Here is a 17,410-nt window from a genome sequence, read left to right as displayed (position 1 = left end):
ACAATGGTCTCAAATCGGAGCTGCATCAGAACAGCGATCCGGCAGACGGGCAGATGGAGAGAGAGACCATGAGTCATTTGATCGACAAACTGAATTACTTCAGGAAAAAGCGCGAGCCGTTCGCCAACGGCCACGGCGAAACCCACGATGTCAGCCGCGAGTGGGAAGACAGCTACCGCCAGCGCTGGCAGCATGACAAGATCGTGCGCTCCACCCACGGTGTAAACTGCACCGGTTCCTGCAGCTGGAAAATCTACGTCAAGAACGGCCTGGTCACCTGGGAAACCCAGCAGACCGATTATCCCCGTACCCGTCCGGACCTGCCCAACCACGAGCCCCGCGGCTGCCCCCGCGGCGCCAGTTACTCCTGGTACATGTACAGCGCCAACCGCCTGAAATACCCGCTGATGCGCAAGCACCTGATGAGGCTGTGGCGTGAAGCAAAAACGCAACACAAGGATCCTGTGGATGCCTGGGCCTCCATCGTGGAAGACCCGAAGAAAACCGCCGAGTACAAGCCCCGCCGCGGGATGGGTGGTTTCGTGCGCTCCAGCTGGGACGAAGTCAACGAGCTGATTGCCTCCTCCAACGTGTACACCGCCAAAAAATACGGCCCTGACCGTATCATCGGCTTTTCGCCGATCCCGGCCATGTCCATGGTGTCCTACGCGGCCGGCAGCCGTTACCTGTCCATGATCGGTGGCGTGTGCATGAGTTTCTACGACTGGTACTGCGACCTGCCGCCGGCTTCACCGCAAACCTGGGGTGAGCAGACCGACGTGCCGGAGTCCGCCGACTGGTACAACTCCGGCTACATCATCGCCTGGGGCTCCAACGTACCCCAGACCCGTACCCCGGACGCCCACTTCTTCACCGAAGTGCGTTACAAGGGCACCAAGACGGTCGCCATTACTCCGGACTACGCCGAAGTCTCCAAGTTGTCTGACGAGTGGATGAACCCGAAGCAGGGCACCGATGCGGCCCTGGGCATGGCCATGGGCCACGTGATTCTGAAGGAATTCCACGTCGACAAGCCCAGCGAGTATTTTACCGACTACGTTCGCCGCTATACCGACATGCCCTACCTGGTCATGCTGGATAAGCGCGAGGATGGCCGTTACGTGCCCGGCCGCTTCCTGCGTGCCAGTGACCTGGTGGATGGCCTTGGGGAAGAGAATAACCCCGAGTGGAAAACCATCGCCATCGACGAGAAAACCAATCAGCTAACCGCGCCTAACGGCTCTATCGGTTACCGCTGGGGGCAGAAAGGCAAGTGGAACCTGAAGCAGACCGCTGACAGCGCCGATGTGGAGCTGCAGCTCTCCATGGTGGAGAAACACGATGATGTGGTGGATGTGGCGTTCCCGTACTTTGGCGGAATCGAGCATGACCATTTCAAGAGCGTAGAGATCTCCGACACCCTGACTCACAAGCTGGGCAGTCGCAAAGTGCAGCTGGCTGACGGCAGCGAAGGCCGTGTGGTCACCGTATTCGACCTGATGGTGGCCAACTATGGTATCAGTCGCGGTCTGGGCGACGATGACGGTGCCACTTCCTATGACGAAGTGAAGCCTTACACCCCGGCCTGGCAGGAAAAGATCACCGGTGTTCCCGCTCACAAAGTAATCCGCATTGCCCGCGAGTTCGCCGACAACGCGGACAAGACCAAGGGCCGTTCCATGGTTATCGTTGGTGCCGGTATGAACCACTGGTACCACATGGACATGAACTACCGTGGCCTGATCAACATGCTGATCATGTGTGGCTGTATCGGCCAGAGCGGTGGTGGCTGGGCCCACTACGTGGGCCAGGAAAAACTGCGACCGCAGACCGGCTGGCAGCCGCTGGCGTTTGGTCTTGACTGGCAGCGCCCGCCGCGCCATATGAACTCAACCTCCTTCTTCTATGCCCACTCCGGCCAGTGGCGCTACGAGAAACTGGGTGTGGACGAAATCCTGTCGCCGCTGGCGGACAAGTCCAAATTCAGTGGCAGCCTGATTGACTACAACGTCCGCGCCGAGCGCATGGGCTGGCTGCCGTCTGCGCCACAACTGAACCGCAACCCGCTGGGTATCGCAGCCGAAGCCGAGAAAGCCGGCATGGAAGTGGCCGATTATGTGGCCCAGTCCATGAAGGACGGCTCCCTGGCCTTCGCCAGTGAAGACCCGGAAGCGCCGCAGAACTGTCCGCGCAACCTGTTTGTGTGGCGTTCCAACCTGCTGGGCTCCTCCGGCAAGGGCCATGAGTACATGCTCAAGTACCTGCTGGGTACCAAGAGTGGCCTGCAAGGCAAGGATCTTGGCCACGAAGGCGGCGCCAAGCCGACGGAAGTGAAATGGCATGACGAAGCGCCGGAAGGCAAGCTTGACCTGCTGGTGACCCTGGACTTCCGCATGTCCACCACATGCCTGTATTCCGACGTCGTTCTGCCGACCGCCACCTGGTATGAGAAAAACGACCTGAATACCTCGGACATGCACCCGTTCATTCACCCGCTGACTGCCGCCACTGATCCGGCCTGGGAAGCGCGTAGTGACTGGGAAATCTACAAGGGCATTGCCAAGGCGTTCTCCAAAGCAACCGAAGGTCACCTGGGTGTCGAGAAAGACGTGGTTACCCTGCCGCTGCTGCACGACGCACCGGCCGAGCTGGGCCAGCCCTTCGACGTGAAGGACTGGAAGCGTGGTGAGTGCGAACTGATTCCGGGCAAGACTGCGCCCAACTTCATCACCGTTGAGCGTGACTACCCGAACACCTATGCACGCTTTACCTCACTCGGGCCGCTGCTGGACAAGCTGGGCAACGGTGGCAAGGGCATCAACTGGAACACCGAGAAGGAAGTGAAGTTCCTCGGCGACCTGAACTACAAGCATATAGACGGGGCCAACGCCGGCCGTCCGAAGATCGAAAGCGCCATTGACGCGGCAGAAGTGATCCTGACCCTGGCGCCGGAAACCAACGGCCAGGTAGCGGTGAAGGCCTGGGCAGCACTGTCCGAGTTCACTGGCCTGGACCACAGCCATCTGGCGAAGAACAAGGAAGAGGAAAAAATACGCTTCCGGGATATCGTGGCGCAGCCGCGCAAGATCATCTCCAGCCCGACCTGGTCTGGTCTGGAAGACGAGCACGTGTCCTACAACGCCGGCTACACCAACGTCCACGAGCTGATTCCCTGGCGCACCCTGACCGGTCGCCAGCAGTTCTACCAGGATCATGAGTGGATGCGCGCTTTCGGCGAGAGCCTGCTGGTCTACCGTCCGCCCATCAACACCAAGACGGTCAGCAGCATGCTGAACCAGCGCAGCAACGGCAACGCCGAGAAAGCGCTGAACTGGATCACGCCGCACCAGAAGTGGGGTATCCACAGTACCTACAGTGACAACCTGCTGATGCTGACCCTGTCCCGCGGTGGGCCGATCGTGTGGCTGAGTGAGGACGACGCCAAAGAGCTGGCAATTGAAGATAACGACTGGATCGAGCTGTTCAACGCCAACGGTGCCATCGCGGCCCGGGCGGTAGTCAGTCAGCGGGTCATGCCAGGCATGGTGATGATGTATCACGCCCAGGAGCGGATAGTGAATATTCCCGGTTCCGAGATCACCGGCACCCGCGGCGGTATCCACAACTCGGTCACCCGGGTGTGCCCGAAACCGACCCACATGATCGGCGGTTACGCGCAGTATTCCTACGGCTTCAACTACTACGGCACCGTAGGCTCCAACCGCGACGAGTTCGTGGTAGTGCGCAAGATGCACAACATCGATTGGCTCGATGGCGAAGGTAATGACACTGTTCAGGAGGCTGTAAAATGAAAATCCGTTCCCAAGTCGGCATGGTACTGAACCTGGACAAGTGCATCGGATGCCACACCTGTTCGGTGACCTGCAAAAACGTATGGACCAGCCGTGAAGGCATGGAGTACGCCTGGTTTAACAACGTCGAAACCAAGCCCGGTATCGGCTATCCCAAAGAATGGGAAAACCAGGACAAGTGGAAAGGCGGCTGGATGCGCGACAGCTCCGGCAAGATCCGCCCGAAGATCGGTGGCCGCTTCCGGATTCTGGCGAACATTTTCGCCAACCCGGATCTGCCGCAGATCGATGACTACTACGAGCCGTTCGATTTCGATTACCAGCACCTGCATACCGCCGGTGACAGTAAGCATCAACCGGTAGCACGGCCACGGTCGCTGATCTCCGGCCAGCGCATGCAGAAAATCGAATGGGGCCCGAACTGGGAAGAAATCCTGGGTACCGAGTTTGCCAAGCGTCGCAAGGACAAGAACTTCGACCAGGTACAGGCGGACATCTATGGCCAGTTCGAAAATACATTCATGATGTACCTGCCGCGCCTGTGCGAGCACTGCCTCAACCCCACCTGTGTGGCCAGCTGCCCCAGCGGCGCTATCTACAAGCGTGAGGAAGACGGCATCGTACTGATCGACCAGGACAAGTGCCGTGGCTGGCGGATGTGTGTGTCCGGCTGCCCGTACAAGAAAATCTACTTCAACTGGAAAACCGGCAAGTCCGAAAAATGCATCTTCTGCTACCCGCGGATTGAAGCCGGCCTGCCTACCGTGTGCTCCGAGACCTGCGTCGGCCGCATCCGCTATCTGGGCGTGCTGCTTTACGATGCTGACCGCATTGAAGAAGTGGCCAGCACCCCGGGCGAGCATGAGCTGTACGAGAAGCAGCTGGAAATCTTCCTGGATCCGAACGATCCGAAGGTGATCGAGCAGGCGAAAAAGGATGGCATCCCGATGAACGTCATCGAAGCCGCCCAGCAAAGCCCGGTCTACAAGATGGCAGTGGACTGGAAACTCGCTCTGCCACTGCACCCGGAATACCGCACCCTGCCCATGGTCTGGTACGTGCCGCCACTGAGCCCGATCCAGTCTGCGGCGGAAGCCGGCAAGGTTGAGTTTGACGGCATACTGCCGAAGATCGAAAGCCTGCGGATTCCGGTCAAGTACCTGGCCAACCTGCTGACGGCTGGCGACGAGAAGCCGATTGTCCGTGCCCTCAAGCGGATCATGGCCATGCGTCTGTACAAGCGCGCGGAAACTGTGGAAGGCAAGGAAGACCTGCGGGCTCTTCAGGAAGCCGGGCTGACCAAGGCCCAGGCCGATGAAATGTACCGTTACCTGGCCATTGCCAACTACGAGGACCGCTTCGTGATTCCCACCAGTCATCGCGAGCTGGCGAAGGAAGCCTTCCCCGATGCTCACGGCGAGCGTGGTGGTTGCGGGTTCAGCTTCGGCGACGGCTGCAACGGCGACAGCGAGTTCAACATGTTTGGTGGCCGCAAACAGACCACCAGCATGGTGCAGAAGCTGTCCACCGTGAAGCAGGTTGACCCGAAACAGCTGCAGGAATAAGGAGACCAGGATGCAACTTTTAAAAGTAATAGCGCGGGTGCTCGAGTACCCCACCGATGAACTCCAGGCCTCCAAAGACGCCCTGATAGCCGCCGTTCTGGAAGACAACCGGCTGCCGCGGCAGAACAAGGAGCAGCTGCTGAGGTGCATCGACCTGGTGTGCGACGGTGATCTGCTGGATATGCAGGAAAACTACGTGGGCACCTTCGACAAGGGCAGGGCGACGTCCCTGCTGCTGTTCGAGCACGTTCACGGCGAATCACGTGACCGTGGCCAGGCCATGGTGGACCTGATGGAGCAGTACCGCGCCAACGGCCTGGAAATCGATGCCAAGGAACTGCCGGACTACCTGCCGCTGTTCCTGGAGTATCTCTCCACCCGGCCATGGGAAGAGATCCGGAACTGGCTGGAAGACATCCATCATATTCTGGGGCTTCTGGGCGAAAGGCTGTACCAGCGCGAGAGCCTGTACCACGTGTTGATGGATTCGCTGCTGGTGCTGTCCGGGCGCGAGGCGAATCGTCAGGAGCTGGCGCAGATTGTCGCCTCCGAAGAGCGTGACGACACACCGGAAGCGCTGGACAAGGTCTGGGAAGAGGAAATGGTCAAGTTTGTGGACGATCAGGGAAGCTCCTGCAGTACCGGAGGCGTTGTAGGCCAGCGCCGCCGCGAACTGGAACAGACCCAGACCATTCACCTGAGCGATCAGCTGATGACGGATGCAACGCCCCGTCAGGCAGGAGGCGCCTGAGGGCGCGGGAGGAAACTGAAATGATGTCCTATCTCAATACACTGTTCTTCGGGGTCTACCCCTACATTGCTATCGCTATCCTGGTGATTGGTACCTGGGCACGTTATGACCACGGCCAGTTCACCTGGAAAGCCCATTCCAGCCAGATGCTGCGCAAGAAAAACATGGTCATGGCCAGCGTGCTTTTCCATGTGGGTGTGCTGGTGATCTTCTTCGGCCACCTGGTAGGACTGCTGACGCCCCACGCGCTCTACGAGCCGTTCATGACACCGGGAACAAAACAGGTCATGGCGATCGTGGTGGGTGGTATTGCCGGTGCGATGGCCATCGTCGGTGGTGGAATGCTGGCCTGGCGCCGGCTGACCGACCCCCGCGTAAAAGCCAACAGTACCTTCGCGGACAATATGATCATCATCATACTGGTGGTCCAGCTGGCACTCGGCATGCTCACCATCCTGCCCACCCTGGGGCACCTGGACGGCGCCACCATGCTCAAGTTCTCCGCCTGGGCACAGGGTATCGTTACCCTTCAGGGCGGGGTGGCCGGCTACATCGCCGACGTGCACTGGATCTACAAGACCCACATCTTCCTGGGCCTGACCATCTTCGTGCTGTTCCCGTTCACCCGGCTGGTGCACATGCTCAGCGTGCCGGTGGAGTATTTCGGGCGGAAGTACCAGGTGGTTCGCAAGCGGGCTTGATGGTGTGAATTGGGGTGACGGTAAATGTGTCGGATTACGCGTGGCGGGGCCACGCTAATCCGACCTACCCCCGCCCGCCCCCGAACGTTGAGCGTAGGTCGGATTAGACGAAGTCGTAATCCGACAAACCCAGATCAAAAGGTAACCATCATGCAACTCATCCCCGTCGGCGAAGCCGAAAAACCCAGAAACCAGTTCCCGCCGGTCTACGTGGGTGACACCCTCATCGGCGAAGACGACATCGCCCGGGAAATGCAACACCACCCGGCCGAAGAAGTCGCCGAAGCCTGGCACGAAGCCGCCAAAAGCCTCGTTATTCGTGAACTCCTCCTGCAACAGGCAAGCCGCCTGAACCTGGACGACATCGCCGACGAAGAAGACCGCATCGCCCGCGTACTGGAACAGGAACTCAACGTCCCCGACCCCAGCGAGCAGGACTGCGAACGCTTCTACGCTGCCAACCCCGGCCGCTTCTGCAGCCCGACCCTGATGGCCGTCAGCCACATACTCCTCGCCGCGGCCCCGGACGACGTCCAGGAACGCATCCGCCAGGAAGAAGCAGGGCGCCAACTGCTTTCATCCTTACTCGACGGCCGTGCCCAGTTCGCCGAACTGGCCAAACAGTACTCCGCCTGCGAATCCCGCCACCAGGGCGGCAGCCTGGGCCAGATCAGCAAAGGCCAGACCGTCGACGAGTTCGAACGCCCGGTTCTGTCCCTGCAGGAAGGCCTCAACCCCGAGTTGATCGAAACCCGCTACGGCTGGCACCTCGTCCGCGTCGACCAACGCATCGATGGCGAACAGCTGCCCTATGAGTATGTGAAACCCCAGATCCGCCAGTATCTGAGCGAAAGCGTGACCAGACGAGCGTTCCGCCAGTACCTCCAGGTTCTCGCTGCGGAAACCGGTGTGGAAGGTGTGGACATGGAAATACCTGACTCACCCCTGATGCAGTAAAGAGATTAACTCCAATGCCGGGAGGCCGATGGGTCCCTTCTTCCCAAAACTGTGCGGAGCCATGGATGGCGGAGCTCAAGCGCCACATGGATGTGCTTGAGCGTGTTTTGGGAAGAAGGGGCCCATTGGTCTGTGCTCCCAAGTAAACAAGAGAGCGAGCACCCAGGCAGCAAAGCCCCCTCTTTGAGCTAAGTCAATTACTCAGTAATAACCGCCCAACTACCCCCATAGGGGGAGCGATTTTCCTCCCAAGCCCCACTATTATTAAAACCAGATTTGAAATGCATTATTAATGCAGGGGGCAAACAAAATGGCACTATTACAAACCGCCGAAACACGCTACAGCAAACCGGTACTGGTTGCCGTCAACAAGCCGATAGAAGAGGACGACAGCCTGGCTCCAATGCGCCAGCATGCCCTCTTTTCCTCGCTGAGCGACGACGACCTCAACGCATTGATGCAACAGTCCAGACGCCTGCGCCTGGGTCATCACCAGCTGCTCTACCGCCAGGACATGCCTGCTCACCACTTTTTCTTCGTCGTTTCCGGACGGCTGCGCCTGTACCGCCTCGACGCCTCTGGCATCGACCGCACACTCGACAGTATTGCTCCCGGCGACTGCTTCGCAGAAGTCATGATCTATGCAGACCCGGCAAGGTACGCCTGTTACGCCGAAGCGCTCAAATCCAGCGAAGTACTGATGATCCCCGTCAAGGTTTACCAGGACCTGCTGGAAAGAAGACCCGAGTATACCCAGGCGGCACTACGCCATTATGCCAGGCGCGCCGTGGCCCGTTTTCACGATCTGGAGATCATGACCGTACAGAACGCCCGTGACCGGCTGATCCGCTACCTGATCGACCTGTTGCCCAATGGCGGTGAAGAGGGGGGGGAAGTGGAACTGCCGCTGCCCAAGTGCCTGGTCGCGTCTCGTCTTGCCATGCAGCCGGAAACCTTCTCGCGGATCCTGGCAGATCTCAAAGCGAATGGCTTGGTTCGGGTCAACCGCAGCCGGTTGTTCATTACCGACCCGTCCCGACTGATCCAGATCAGCCAGTAAATAGTCAAGGCAGGAACGCTCAAATGATTGCAAGCTACACCGATTTGCTCAAAGCCGCTGATGCTGAACCCGAGCCCCAGCGCCTGTTGTTTGTATTCTGCCGTGCCGAGTTGCCGGACGATGCATCAGAGGCCGAAAAGGCCGGCTTTGCCAATGGCGAAGGCGGCGCCCTGACGCCCGTGGTGTGCGTAGACAAGGCGCCCGAGGAAGTCAGTGACTTTGATGCACTGGTTGAGGAGTCCCGTCAGACCGGTCAGGCCTGGGATGTGGTGTTTGTTGCTGCAATGTCTGGCCGTGGCGGGATGAAACCGTCTTCCGATGAAGCCCAACAACCCCTGACCATGATGGTGGAATCTATCCGTCTGGGCCATGTGGGGAATTATCTGCCATTGGACCAAAAGGGCCAGGCCGTGTCCCTGGGTTAATAATGTTACCAAAGGTATTTGAAGTTTTTGGTCTATTGACTAGTTTTTTAAAGAGCAGCCCGTCACCAGTGAGAAATATCAAATATCCCAATGCGCCAGGCTAATAGTATCCCGCTGTCGCTCGTTTTCTCTTCATACAGGTGTGCTCAGGAGGGGGTCGTGAATTTTATTCAGCGTGCTGCCATGTCGATTGTGGGATTGCTGTGTCTGGTCCTGATTCCGGTAATTGCAGCCATGGCAGGCTCCCCCGAAGAATATGAGCCACTGGCGGCCCGTCAGGTGATCCAGAAAGCCTTTCCCTCGGTTGATGATATTTCCTCGCGGGAAGATAACCGCGCCATCCAGGAGCTTCGCCGTGGCGAAGAGCTTCTGGGTTATGCCTATCAGACCCTGGATTTCGTGCAGACGCCGGCCTATTCCGGTAAGCCCCTGAACGCCATTGTAGTACTGGACACCGAGGGCGAGATCGAGGGCGCGCGGGTGATACACCACGATGAGCCGATTCTTCTTATCGGCATTCCCGAAATCAAGATGCACGAGTTCACGGACCAGTACGTTGGCCTTAAGGCGGACCAGAGGGTCACCGTCGGCGGTAAGTCGACCGAGCGCCGCGTTGCTGTGGACGGCCTGTCTGGTGCTACGGTTACGGTGATGGTGATCAACGAAGTGATCATGAAAACCGCCCACCGTGTGGGTGCCGAGCTGGGGCTGGTTGAGGGCGGAAGCGATGCCAGGCCTCCAGTAGCGGAAATCCGCACCGGCGAGTTTACAGAAAAAAGCTGGGAAGAGCTGACCGGGGAGGGCTCGCTGCGCCGATTACTGGTGACTCGGGGGCAAGTGGACGATGCATTCAAAGGAACCGCAGCAGAAGGCATTGATGAAGCGTCTCCTGTCGAGCGCGATGAGGCATTGATTGACCTCTACACCGGTTACCTGAATGTGCCCACAATTGGCAAGAACCTGTTGGGTGAAAGCCAGTACCAGTGGCTGATGTCCGAGCTGAAAGAGGGTGAACACGCCATTGCAGTGATGGCGAGCGGGGACTATTCCTTCAAGGGCTCAGGCTATGTGCGTGGTGGCATTTTTGATCGCATCCAGGTGCGCCAGTTCGGCGACACCTTCAACTTCCGGGATCTGGATTTTTACCGCCTGAGCGACGTTTATGCGGAGGGCATGCCTGATTTTTCCGAAATGGCGATCTTCATCATTCGTCAGCAGTACAACTTCGACCCGGGCACACCCTGGTGGCTGGAGCTTTCCATCAAGCGCCAGACTGGTCCGCTCGACAGCGAGTTTGCCCTCTTCCCGCTGGAGTACCAGTTGCCGGATCAGTATTACACCCGGCCAGAGGTGGAGCTGTCTGAGGAAGAGTGGCTGGAAACCCAGCCCATGTGGGTGCAGGTGTGGTATCAGCGCCAGTTCCAGATCATCGTCCTGGGCATTGGCATTGGTGTACTGATGTTCATCCTTTTCTTCCAGGACTGGCTGGTCAAAAAGCCCAAGATAACCCGCTGGATACGCCATGCCTTTCTGACTTATACCCTGTTCTTTATTGGCTGGTTTGCGTTGGGGCAATTGTCCATTGTCAACGTGCTGACGTTCGTCAATAGCCTCATCAGCGGGTTCCGCTGGGAGACATTCCTCGTTGACCCTATGATATTCATTCTCTGGGCGACGGTCGCCGGTATCGTTCTGTTGTGGGGGCGGGCTGTATACTGTGGCTGGCTTTGCCCATTCGGCGCGTTGCAGGAACTGCTGAACGAAATCGCCCGCAAGCTCAAAGTGCCCCAATACACGGTACCTTTTCCTATTCATGAGCGCCTATGGGCCATCAAATATATCGTTCTTCTGGTGCTTTTCGGTGTCTCGCTGGATTCCCTTGCAACGGCGGAAAAACTGGCTGAAATCGAGCCGTTCAAGACTGCCATCACCTTGCGTTTTGACCGCAGTTGGCCCTTTGTCACCTACGCTGTCCTGTTGCTGGTGGTCAACCTGTTTACCCGCAAGGTGTTCTGCCGGTACATGTGCCCGTTGGGCGCTGCGCTGGCGTTGCCGAGCAAACTGCGGGTCTTCGACTGGCTCAAGCGGCGCAAGGAATGTGGCAATCCCTGCCGGTTATGTGATCACGAGTGTGAGGTTCAGGCCATCCACCCGGACGGACACATCAATTACATGGAATGCCATTACTGCCTGGATTGCCAGATGACCTATTTCGATGACCACAAGTGCCCGCCGTTGATCGTCAAACGACGCGGCAAGCGCCGGGGTCATAACGCACCGGGCCATCCGGAAGAGATTCCGGTGGTTCAGGTGACTTGAGCCGTCCCATAAAAAGAAAGCATGAGAAGTAAAACCGCCATTACCAATAACGGAGTTGGATGTTATGAAAAAGAAAGATGATCTGACCAAGGATTCACCGGAGCTTCCGGAAAGCGGCCAGAGCCGCCGCCGGTTTATGGGTGCTGCGGCGCTGGCCGGCGTAGCCGGCGCCACCGGTCTCGGTACGGCAGTGATGTCCCGGGAGTCCTTCGCGGCTGCCGCCGAGGAGGCCCGCAATAACTGGACGGTACATCCGGGTGAGCTGGATGAGTATTACGGTTTCTGGAGTGGCGGCCACTCCGGTGAGGTGCGCGTCCTTGGGGTGCCCTCCATGCGCGAGCTGATGCGGATTCCGGTGTTCAACGTCGACTCCGCCACCGGCTGGGGCATCACAAACGAGAGTAAAGAGGTGCTCGGGGAGAGCAGCCGCTTCTCCAACGGTGACGCCCACCACCCGCACATCTCCATGACCGATGGCCGCTACGACGGCAAATATCTGTTCATCAACGATAAGGCCAACACCCGGGTTGCCCGTATCCGTCTGGATATCATGAAGTGTGACAAAATCACCACCATTCCCAATGTTCAGGCGATCCATGGTCTGCGTCTGCAGAAGGTACCGAAAACCAAATACGTATTCTGTAACGCCGAGTATGTGATCCCGCATCCAAACGACGGCAGCGACACCAGCCTGGAGAATAGTTTCACCATGTTCAATGCGGTGGACGCGGAGACCATGGAAGTTGCCTTCCAGGTGATTGTCGACGGTAATCTGGACAATACCGATGCGGACTACACCGGCAAATACGCCTGTTCCACCTGCTACAACTCCGAGAAGGCGCTCGACCTGGCCGGTACTATGCGCAACGACCGCGACTGGGCCGTGGTGTTCAATATTGAGCGTATTGAGCAGGCGGTGAAGAATGGCGACTACAAGACCCTGGGTGACTCCAAGGTGCCGGTGGTAGACGGTCGTGCAGGCTCGGAACTGACCCGTTACATCCCGGTTCCAAAGAACCCGCATGGCCTCAATACCTCTCCGGACGGCAAGTACTTTATTGCCAACGGTAAGCTGTCACCGACGGCCACTATTATTGCGATCGACAAGCTGGACGATCTGTTCGAGGACAAGATCGAGCCCCGCGACACCGTGGTCGGTGAGCCAGAGCTGGGTCTCGGGCCGCTGCACACCACCTATGACGGTCGTGGCAATGCTTACACAACGCTGTTTATCGACAGCCAGGTGTGTAAGTGGAATATTGCCGACGCCATCAAGCACTACAACGGCGAAGATGTGAACTACATCCGTCAGAAGCTGGATGTTCACTATCAGCCGGGCCACAACCACGCATCGCTGACCGAGTCCCGCGACGCAGATGGCAAATGGCTGGTGGTGTTGTCGAAGTTCTCGAAAGACCGCTTCCTGCCGTGTGGCCCGTTGCACCCTGAGAACGACCAGCTGATCGATATTTCCGGCGAGGAAATGAAGCTGGTGCACGACGGCCCGACATTCGCAGAGCCCCATGACTGCATCCTGGTGCGTCGTGACCAGATCAAGACGCAGAAGATCTACACCCGTGACGATCCATACTTTGCTTCTGCCCGGGAGCAGGCGCAGGAGGACGGCATCACTCTGGAAGCCGACAACAAGGTTATCCGTGATGGCAACAAGGTTCGTGTATACATGACCTCGGTTGCGCCGCAGTACGGGATGACTGAGTTCAAGGTGAAGCAGGGCGATGAGGTAACGGTGTACGTGACCAACCTGGACACCATTGAGGATGTGACTCACGGTTTCTGTATGGTGAATCATGGCGTGAGCATGGAGATCAGTCCGCAGCAGACGGCTTCGGTGACCTTTGTGGCGGATCAGCCGGGGGTTCACTGGTACTACTGCAACTGGTTCTGTCATGCGCTGCATATGGAGATGCGTGGGCGTATGCTTGTCGAGAAGGCCTGATAGGCTCTCTTTCACCAGGGCTCCTTCGGGGGTCCTGGTGGTTTCTGACTTCGGAGAAGCAAACCAAGAGGGAAGCCCTTTCCAAAACACGCTCCTGGCGGCCCATCCCTGAGGCGCTTGGGCTCCGCCATCCATGGCTCCGCACAGTTTTGGAAAGGGCTTCCCTCTTGGCTTGCCAGGCTTGAGTGCAGTCTTCTGCAACTTTTCGTTTTCTAGAGAGACATTGATGTATTCACTTTTGCGTTACGGAGTGGCCCTGACCGTCGCTCTGTTGTCGCTCACCGCGAACGCGGGCCTGCAGACACAGCTTGATGCCCTGGAACCTGGCGCGTCTTTCGAGCTTCCCCCCGAGCAAGTTTCGCCTCTGGCCATCCGGGTGCCCGGCGTGACCGTGTCCTGTCATCCTGACACAGTGATTGATGGTGGCGGGCAGGGGAATGCTGTGGATATTGTTGCCGAGGAGGTGACGTTTTCGGGATGTGCGGTGCGGAACTGGGGTAGCAACCTGAATGAGCTGGATGCGGGGATTTTTGTGGCCCGGGAGGCCAGGGGTGCGGTGGTTGCCGATAATCGTCTGCAGGGGCCCGCGTTCGGGGTATGGCTGGACGCCACGCCGGATGTGACAGTGCGAAATAATACAATTCGCGGCGATTCGAGTATGCGTCCGAATGACCGGGGTAACGGAATTCATCTGTTCAATACCACCGGAGCGCTGATTGAGGGCAATAATATTCGTCAGACGCGGGACGCGATTTATATCGAGACGGCGAATAACAATACGATCCGGGGCAACGAGATGTCGGAGCTGCGTTATGGCATTCATTACATGTATTCGATGAATAACCTGCTGGAGGACAACGTCACCCGGAGCACGCGGACCGGTTATGCGCTGATGCAGAGCAAGCGGCTGAAGGTAATCAATAACCGGTCGGTTAATGATGAGAACTATGGGATTCTTATGAATTTCATTACCCAGTCGGAGCTGCGGGGCAATGTGGTAACCGGAGTGTCCCAGGGGCGCACTGGCGGTGTGGCGATTGAGGGGGCCGAGGGCAAGGCGGTGTTCATTTATAACTCCCTGTACAACACATTTGAAGGCAATCTGTTTGCCGACAGCAACATCGGCATTCATCTTACGGCCGGCTCTGAGGATAACGAGATGTTCGGGAATGCCTTTGTGAACAACCAGCGCCAGGTGAAGTATGTGGCCACCCGCACTCAGGAATGGTCAAAGGAAGGGCGGGGCAACTACTGGAGTGACTATCTTGGGTGGGATCGCAACCAGAATGGCATTGGCGATGTGGCCTATGAGCCCAATGACAATGTGGACCGCCTGCTGTGGACCTACCCGGAGGCCAAGGTGCTGATGTTCAGCCCGGCTGTGGATACCCTGCGCTGGGTACAGGATGCATTTCCCGTGGTCAAAGCCGCCGGAGTCAGCGATTCGCACCCGCTGATGCGCCAGCCCGAAACGTTAAAACCGGAGTCCTGATGAGCTGTTTCCGTCTTGAGAATGTGAGTTACCGGTACGACAAGGCACTGGTACTGAATGGTGTTGATCTACGCCTGGAACCCGGTGAGATTCTTGGGCTGTTTGGTCACAATGGCGCAGGCAAAACCACCAGCATCAAATTGATCCTGGGCCTGATGACGCCGACCAAAGGCAAGGTGTCGGTGCTTGACGGCGAGGCGGGCGACCCTCACGTCAGTCAACATATTGGTTACCTGCCGGAGAATGTGATGTTCTACCCGCAACTGACCGGGCGGGAAATCCTTAACCACTTTGCCCGGCTCAAAGGGGCGCCCCTGAAACAGGTGCCGGAGTTGCTGGAGCAGGTGGGCCTTGGCGATGCTATGAATGCGCGGGTGAAAACCTACTCCAAGGGTATGCGTCAGCGGCTGGGACTGGCCCAGGCTCTTCTGGGCAAGCCGAAATTGCTGATGCTGGATGAACCCACGGTGGGACTGGACCCGGTGGCCACAGCAGACCTGTACCGGTTGTTGCGTAAATTACGGGACGAGGGCACGGGCATTGTTCTTTGCTCCCACGTGCTGCCGGGCGTGGAGCCCTATATCGATCGGGCGGCGATTCTTACGGATGGTGCCCTTAAGGCTGTTGGCGACCTGGTGTCCCTGCGTCGGCAGGCAAATATGTCGGTGACGCTGTCGATTGAGCCTGCAAATGGTTCATCCGCCCTGGAGAAAGTGATTGAAGCCTCATCAGCGGGTAATGGGTTGATGATCAAGAAAGACAACGGCCGCCTGCAGGTGGATGTCCGCCCTTCGGAGAAAATGGCGCTGATTCAGGACCTGCTGAGCTCCGGGGAGGTTCGGGATCTGGGTATTCACCAGCCCACACTGGAGGATGTGTACGTGCACTTTATCGGCTCCGGTGGCCTCGCCCACCGTGGAGGCGCCCAGTGAACAGCATCTGGACCATCGCCCGCAAGGAGCTCAGTGACAGCCTGCGCAACCGCTGGCTCATTGCCATTGCTCTGGTGTTTGCCGTACTGGCTCTGGGCATCGCCTGGTTTGGCGCAGCGGCATCGGGGCAGGTGGGTTACGCCTCCACTCCTGCCACGATTGCCAGCCTGGCGAGCCTGGGTATATTTCTGATTCCCTTGATTGCGCTGTTACTGGCCTATGATGCCATCGTCGGTGAGGAAGAAGGCGGCACGTTACTGCTGCTGATGACGTATCCACTCAGTCGTGGCCAGCTACTATTCGGCAAATTCCTCGGCCATGGCCTGACGCTGGCGTTTGCCACTCTGATCGGCTTCGGTGTTGCCGGCATCGCCATTGCCTTGCTGGTGGAAGACGTGGCCGTTGGCGCCCTGGCCGCAGCCATGTTCCGGTTTATCGTCTCCACCATTCTGCTCGGCTGGGGTTTCATCGCGCTGGCGTACCTGATCAGCGTGCGGGTCAGCGAAAAGCCTGTAGCAGCCGGCCTGGCCCTGGGTGTCTGGTTTTTCTTTGTGCTGGTCTTCGACCTGATGCTGTTGGGTATCCTGGTAGCCAGTGAAGGCAAACTCAGCCCCGAGCTGCTGCCCTGGCTGCTGATGCTCAACCCCACCGACATCTACCGCCTGCTCAACATCGTTGCCTTCGGCGAGGGCGCACAGCTAAGCGGCGTGCTGAGCCTCGGTGCAGACCTGCCCATTGGCCCGGCCGGAATGTGGTTCGCCCTGGTGCTGTGGTTTGTTATTCCCCTTACCGGTGCCTGGGCCCTGTTCCGTCGCCGCCGAATCTGATCCGGAGATCGTCATGAATACTATTAATGTTAAAACTTTGTCGGTGGCGGTAATGTTTGCCATTTTCCTGGCCGGCTGCTCCGAAACTGAAGAACAGGTCACCGAAAAGCCCGATCCGGTCCACATCGAATCCGGCGACGAATGCCATGTCTGTGGCATGGCCATCACCCGTTTCCCCGGCCCGAAAGGTGAAGCCATAACCGCCAGGGAGCAGAAAGTGAACAAATTCTGTTCAACCCGCGACATGTTCTCCTGGGTACTGCAGCCCGAAAATGCCAAACGCGACCACACCCTTTACGTACACGACATGGCACAAACCGACTGGGAACACCCGGACGACACCGCCCTGATCGATGCGCGGGAAGCTTACTTTGTCGTTGGATCAGAACGCACGGGTGCCATGGGCCCCACGCTGGCGTCGTTTGCCAGTGAAGAGTCGGCAAACGACTTTGCAGACGAGTTCGGGGGAGAAGTCGTTCAGTTCAATGATGTGACCATGGATCATCTGGCCCGGGACATGTCAGACCAAAATATGGAAATGGGCAGTCACGACGGCAATCACTGAATTCACAGCGTATCCCGGAGGGCCCACCCACTTCCGGGCGTCAC

13 protein-coding genes are annotated in these 17,410 nt (G+C 58.1%); all 13 read left to right on the top strand.

What is annotated here, in order from left to right; translation table 11 throughout:
- Positions 1-68 precede the first annotated feature (68 nt).
- The 13 genes from FDP08_RS08580 to FDP08_RS08520 all read left to right on the top strand — a co-directional run bounded on the left by FDP08_RS08580 (position 69) and on the right by FDP08_RS08520 (position 17,366).
- Positions 69-3,812 carry a nitrate reductase subunit alpha gene (locus FDP08_RS08580; protein WP_137435555.1) on the top strand — a complete coding sequence of 1,248 codons (3,744 nt, stop codon included), beginning with the start codon at positions 69-71 and terminating at the stop codon, positions 3,810-3,812.
- On the top strand, positions 3,809-5,377 hold the full coding sequence (narH, locus tag FDP08_RS08575) for a nitrate reductase subunit beta (protein ID WP_137435554.1): 1,569 nt from the start codon (positions 3,809-3,811) through the stop codon (positions 5,375-5,377). Before FDP08_RS08580 ends, narH begins: the two co-directional genes overlap by 4 nt.
- Positions 5,378-5,387: 10 nt before the next feature.
- Positions 5,388-6,128 (top strand): nitrate reductase molybdenum cofactor assembly chaperone, encoded by a 741-nt coding sequence (narJ, locus tag FDP08_RS08570; protein ID WP_137435553.1) that lies wholly within the window; start codon positions 5,388-5,390, stop codon positions 6,126-6,128.
- Positions 6,129-6,151: 23 nt separating this feature from the next.
- Entirely contained in the window at positions 6,152-6,829 is a 678-nt protein-coding gene (gene narI / locus FDP08_RS08565) for a respiratory nitrate reductase subunit gamma (protein WP_137437262.1), read from the top strand.
- 150 nt (positions 6,830-6,979) lie between these two features.
- Complete coding sequence (locus FDP08_RS08560; RefSeq protein WP_137435552.1) at positions 6,980-7,786, top strand: peptidylprolyl isomerase; 807 nt, start codon at positions 6,980-6,982, stop codon at positions 7,784-7,786.
- A gap of 310 nt (positions 7,787-8,096) precedes the next feature.
- Entirely contained in the window at positions 8,097-8,846 is a 750-nt protein-coding gene (locus FDP08_RS08555; RefSeq protein ID WP_137435551.1) for a Crp/Fnr family transcriptional regulator, read from the top strand.
- 23 nt (positions 8,847-8,869) lie between these two features.
- Positions 8,870-9,271: a ribonucleotide reductase subunit alpha gene (locus FDP08_RS08550; protein ID WP_137435550.1), complete on the top strand. Its 402-nt coding sequence runs from the start codon at positions 8,870-8,872 to the stop codon at positions 9,269-9,271.
- Between the two features lie 183 nt (positions 9,272-9,454).
- Entirely contained in the window at positions 9,455-11,590 is a 2,136-nt protein-coding gene (gene nosR / locus FDP08_RS08545) for a transcriptional regulator NosR (protein ID WP_137437261.1), read from the top strand.
- A 64-nt stretch (positions 11,591-11,654) separates the two neighbouring features.
- Positions 11,655-13,550 (top strand): TAT-dependent nitrous-oxide reductase, encoded by a 1,896-nt coding sequence (gene nosZ / locus FDP08_RS08540; protein ID WP_137435549.1) that lies wholly within the window; start codon positions 11,655-11,657, stop codon positions 13,548-13,550.
- A gap of 226 nt (positions 13,551-13,776) precedes the next feature.
- Complete coding sequence (locus FDP08_RS08535) at positions 13,777-15,042, top strand: nitrous oxide reductase family maturation protein NosD (RefSeq protein WP_137435548.1); 1,266 nt, start codon at positions 13,777-13,779, stop codon at positions 15,040-15,042.
- Positions 15,042-15,974 carry an ABC transporter ATP-binding protein gene (locus FDP08_RS08530; protein WP_137435547.1) on the top strand — a complete coding sequence of 311 codons (933 nt, stop codon included), beginning with the start codon at positions 15,042-15,044 and terminating at the stop codon, positions 15,972-15,974. The genes FDP08_RS08535 and FDP08_RS08530 overlap by 1 nt, the downstream gene beginning before the upstream one ends.
- Positions 15,971-16,801, top strand: coding sequence for an ABC transporter permease (locus tag FDP08_RS08525; RefSeq protein ID WP_137435546.1), 831 nt, complete (start codon positions 15,971-15,973; stop codon positions 16,799-16,801). Before FDP08_RS08530 ends, FDP08_RS08525 begins: the two co-directional genes overlap by 4 nt.
- A 13-nt stretch (positions 16,802-16,814) precedes the next feature.
- Positions 16,815-17,366 (top strand): nitrous oxide reductase accessory protein NosL, encoded by a 552-nt coding sequence (locus tag FDP08_RS08520; RefSeq protein ID WP_137435545.1) that lies wholly within the window; start codon positions 16,815-16,817, stop codon positions 17,364-17,366.
- Positions 17,367-17,410: the final 44 nt, after the last annotated feature.

Origin of the sequence: Marinobacter panjinensis (assembly GCF_005298175.1) — a bacterium.
GTDB lineage: Bacteria > Pseudomonadota > Gammaproteobacteria > Pseudomonadales > Oleiphilaceae > Marinobacter > Marinobacter panjinensis.
This window is presented reverse-complemented; position numbering and strand designations above follow the sequence as displayed.

What these genes read in the sequence shown, in the direction of transcription:
- FDP08_RS08580 (WP_137435555.1), top strand. Translation starts at nt 69, where the DNA reads ATGAGTCATTTGATCGACAAACTGAATTACTTCAGGAAAAAGCGCGAG.
- narH (WP_137435554.1), top strand. Translation starts at nt 3,809, where the DNA reads ATGAAAATCCGTTCCCAAGTCGGCATGGTACTGAACCTGGACAAGTGC.
- narJ (WP_137435553.1), top strand. Translation starts at nt 5,388, where the DNA reads ATGCAACTTTTAAAAGTAATAGCGCGGGTGCTCGAGTACCCCACCGAT.
- narI (WP_137437262.1), top strand. Translation starts at nt 6,152, where the DNA reads ATGTCCTATCTCAATACACTGTTCTTCGGGGTCTACCCCTACATTGCT.
- FDP08_RS08560 (WP_137435552.1), top strand. Translation starts at nt 6,980, where the DNA reads ATGCAACTCATCCCCGTCGGCGAAGCCGAAAAACCCAGAAACCAGTTC.
- FDP08_RS08555 (WP_137435551.1), top strand. Translation starts at nt 8,097, where the DNA reads ATGGCACTATTACAAACCGCCGAAACACGCTACAGCAAACCGGTACTG.
- FDP08_RS08550 (WP_137435550.1), top strand. Translation starts at nt 8,870, where the DNA reads ATGATTGCAAGCTACACCGATTTGCTCAAAGCCGCTGATGCTGAACCC.
- nosR (WP_137437261.1), top strand. Translation starts at nt 9,455, where the DNA reads ATGTCGATTGTGGGATTGCTGTGTCTGGTCCTGATTCCGGTAATTGCA.
- nosZ (WP_137435549.1), top strand. Translation starts at nt 11,655, where the DNA reads ATGAAAAAGAAAGATGATCTGACCAAGGATTCACCGGAGCTTCCGGAA.
- FDP08_RS08535 (WP_137435548.1), top strand. Translation starts at nt 13,777, where the DNA reads ATGTATTCACTTTTGCGTTACGGAGTGGCCCTGACCGTCGCTCTGTTG.
- FDP08_RS08530 (WP_137435547.1), top strand. Translation starts at nt 15,042, where the DNA reads ATGAGCTGTTTCCGTCTTGAGAATGTGAGTTACCGGTACGACAAGGCA.
- FDP08_RS08520 (WP_137435545.1), top strand. Translation starts at nt 16,815, where the DNA reads ATGAATACTATTAATGTTAAAACTTTGTCGGTGGCGGTAATGTTTGCC.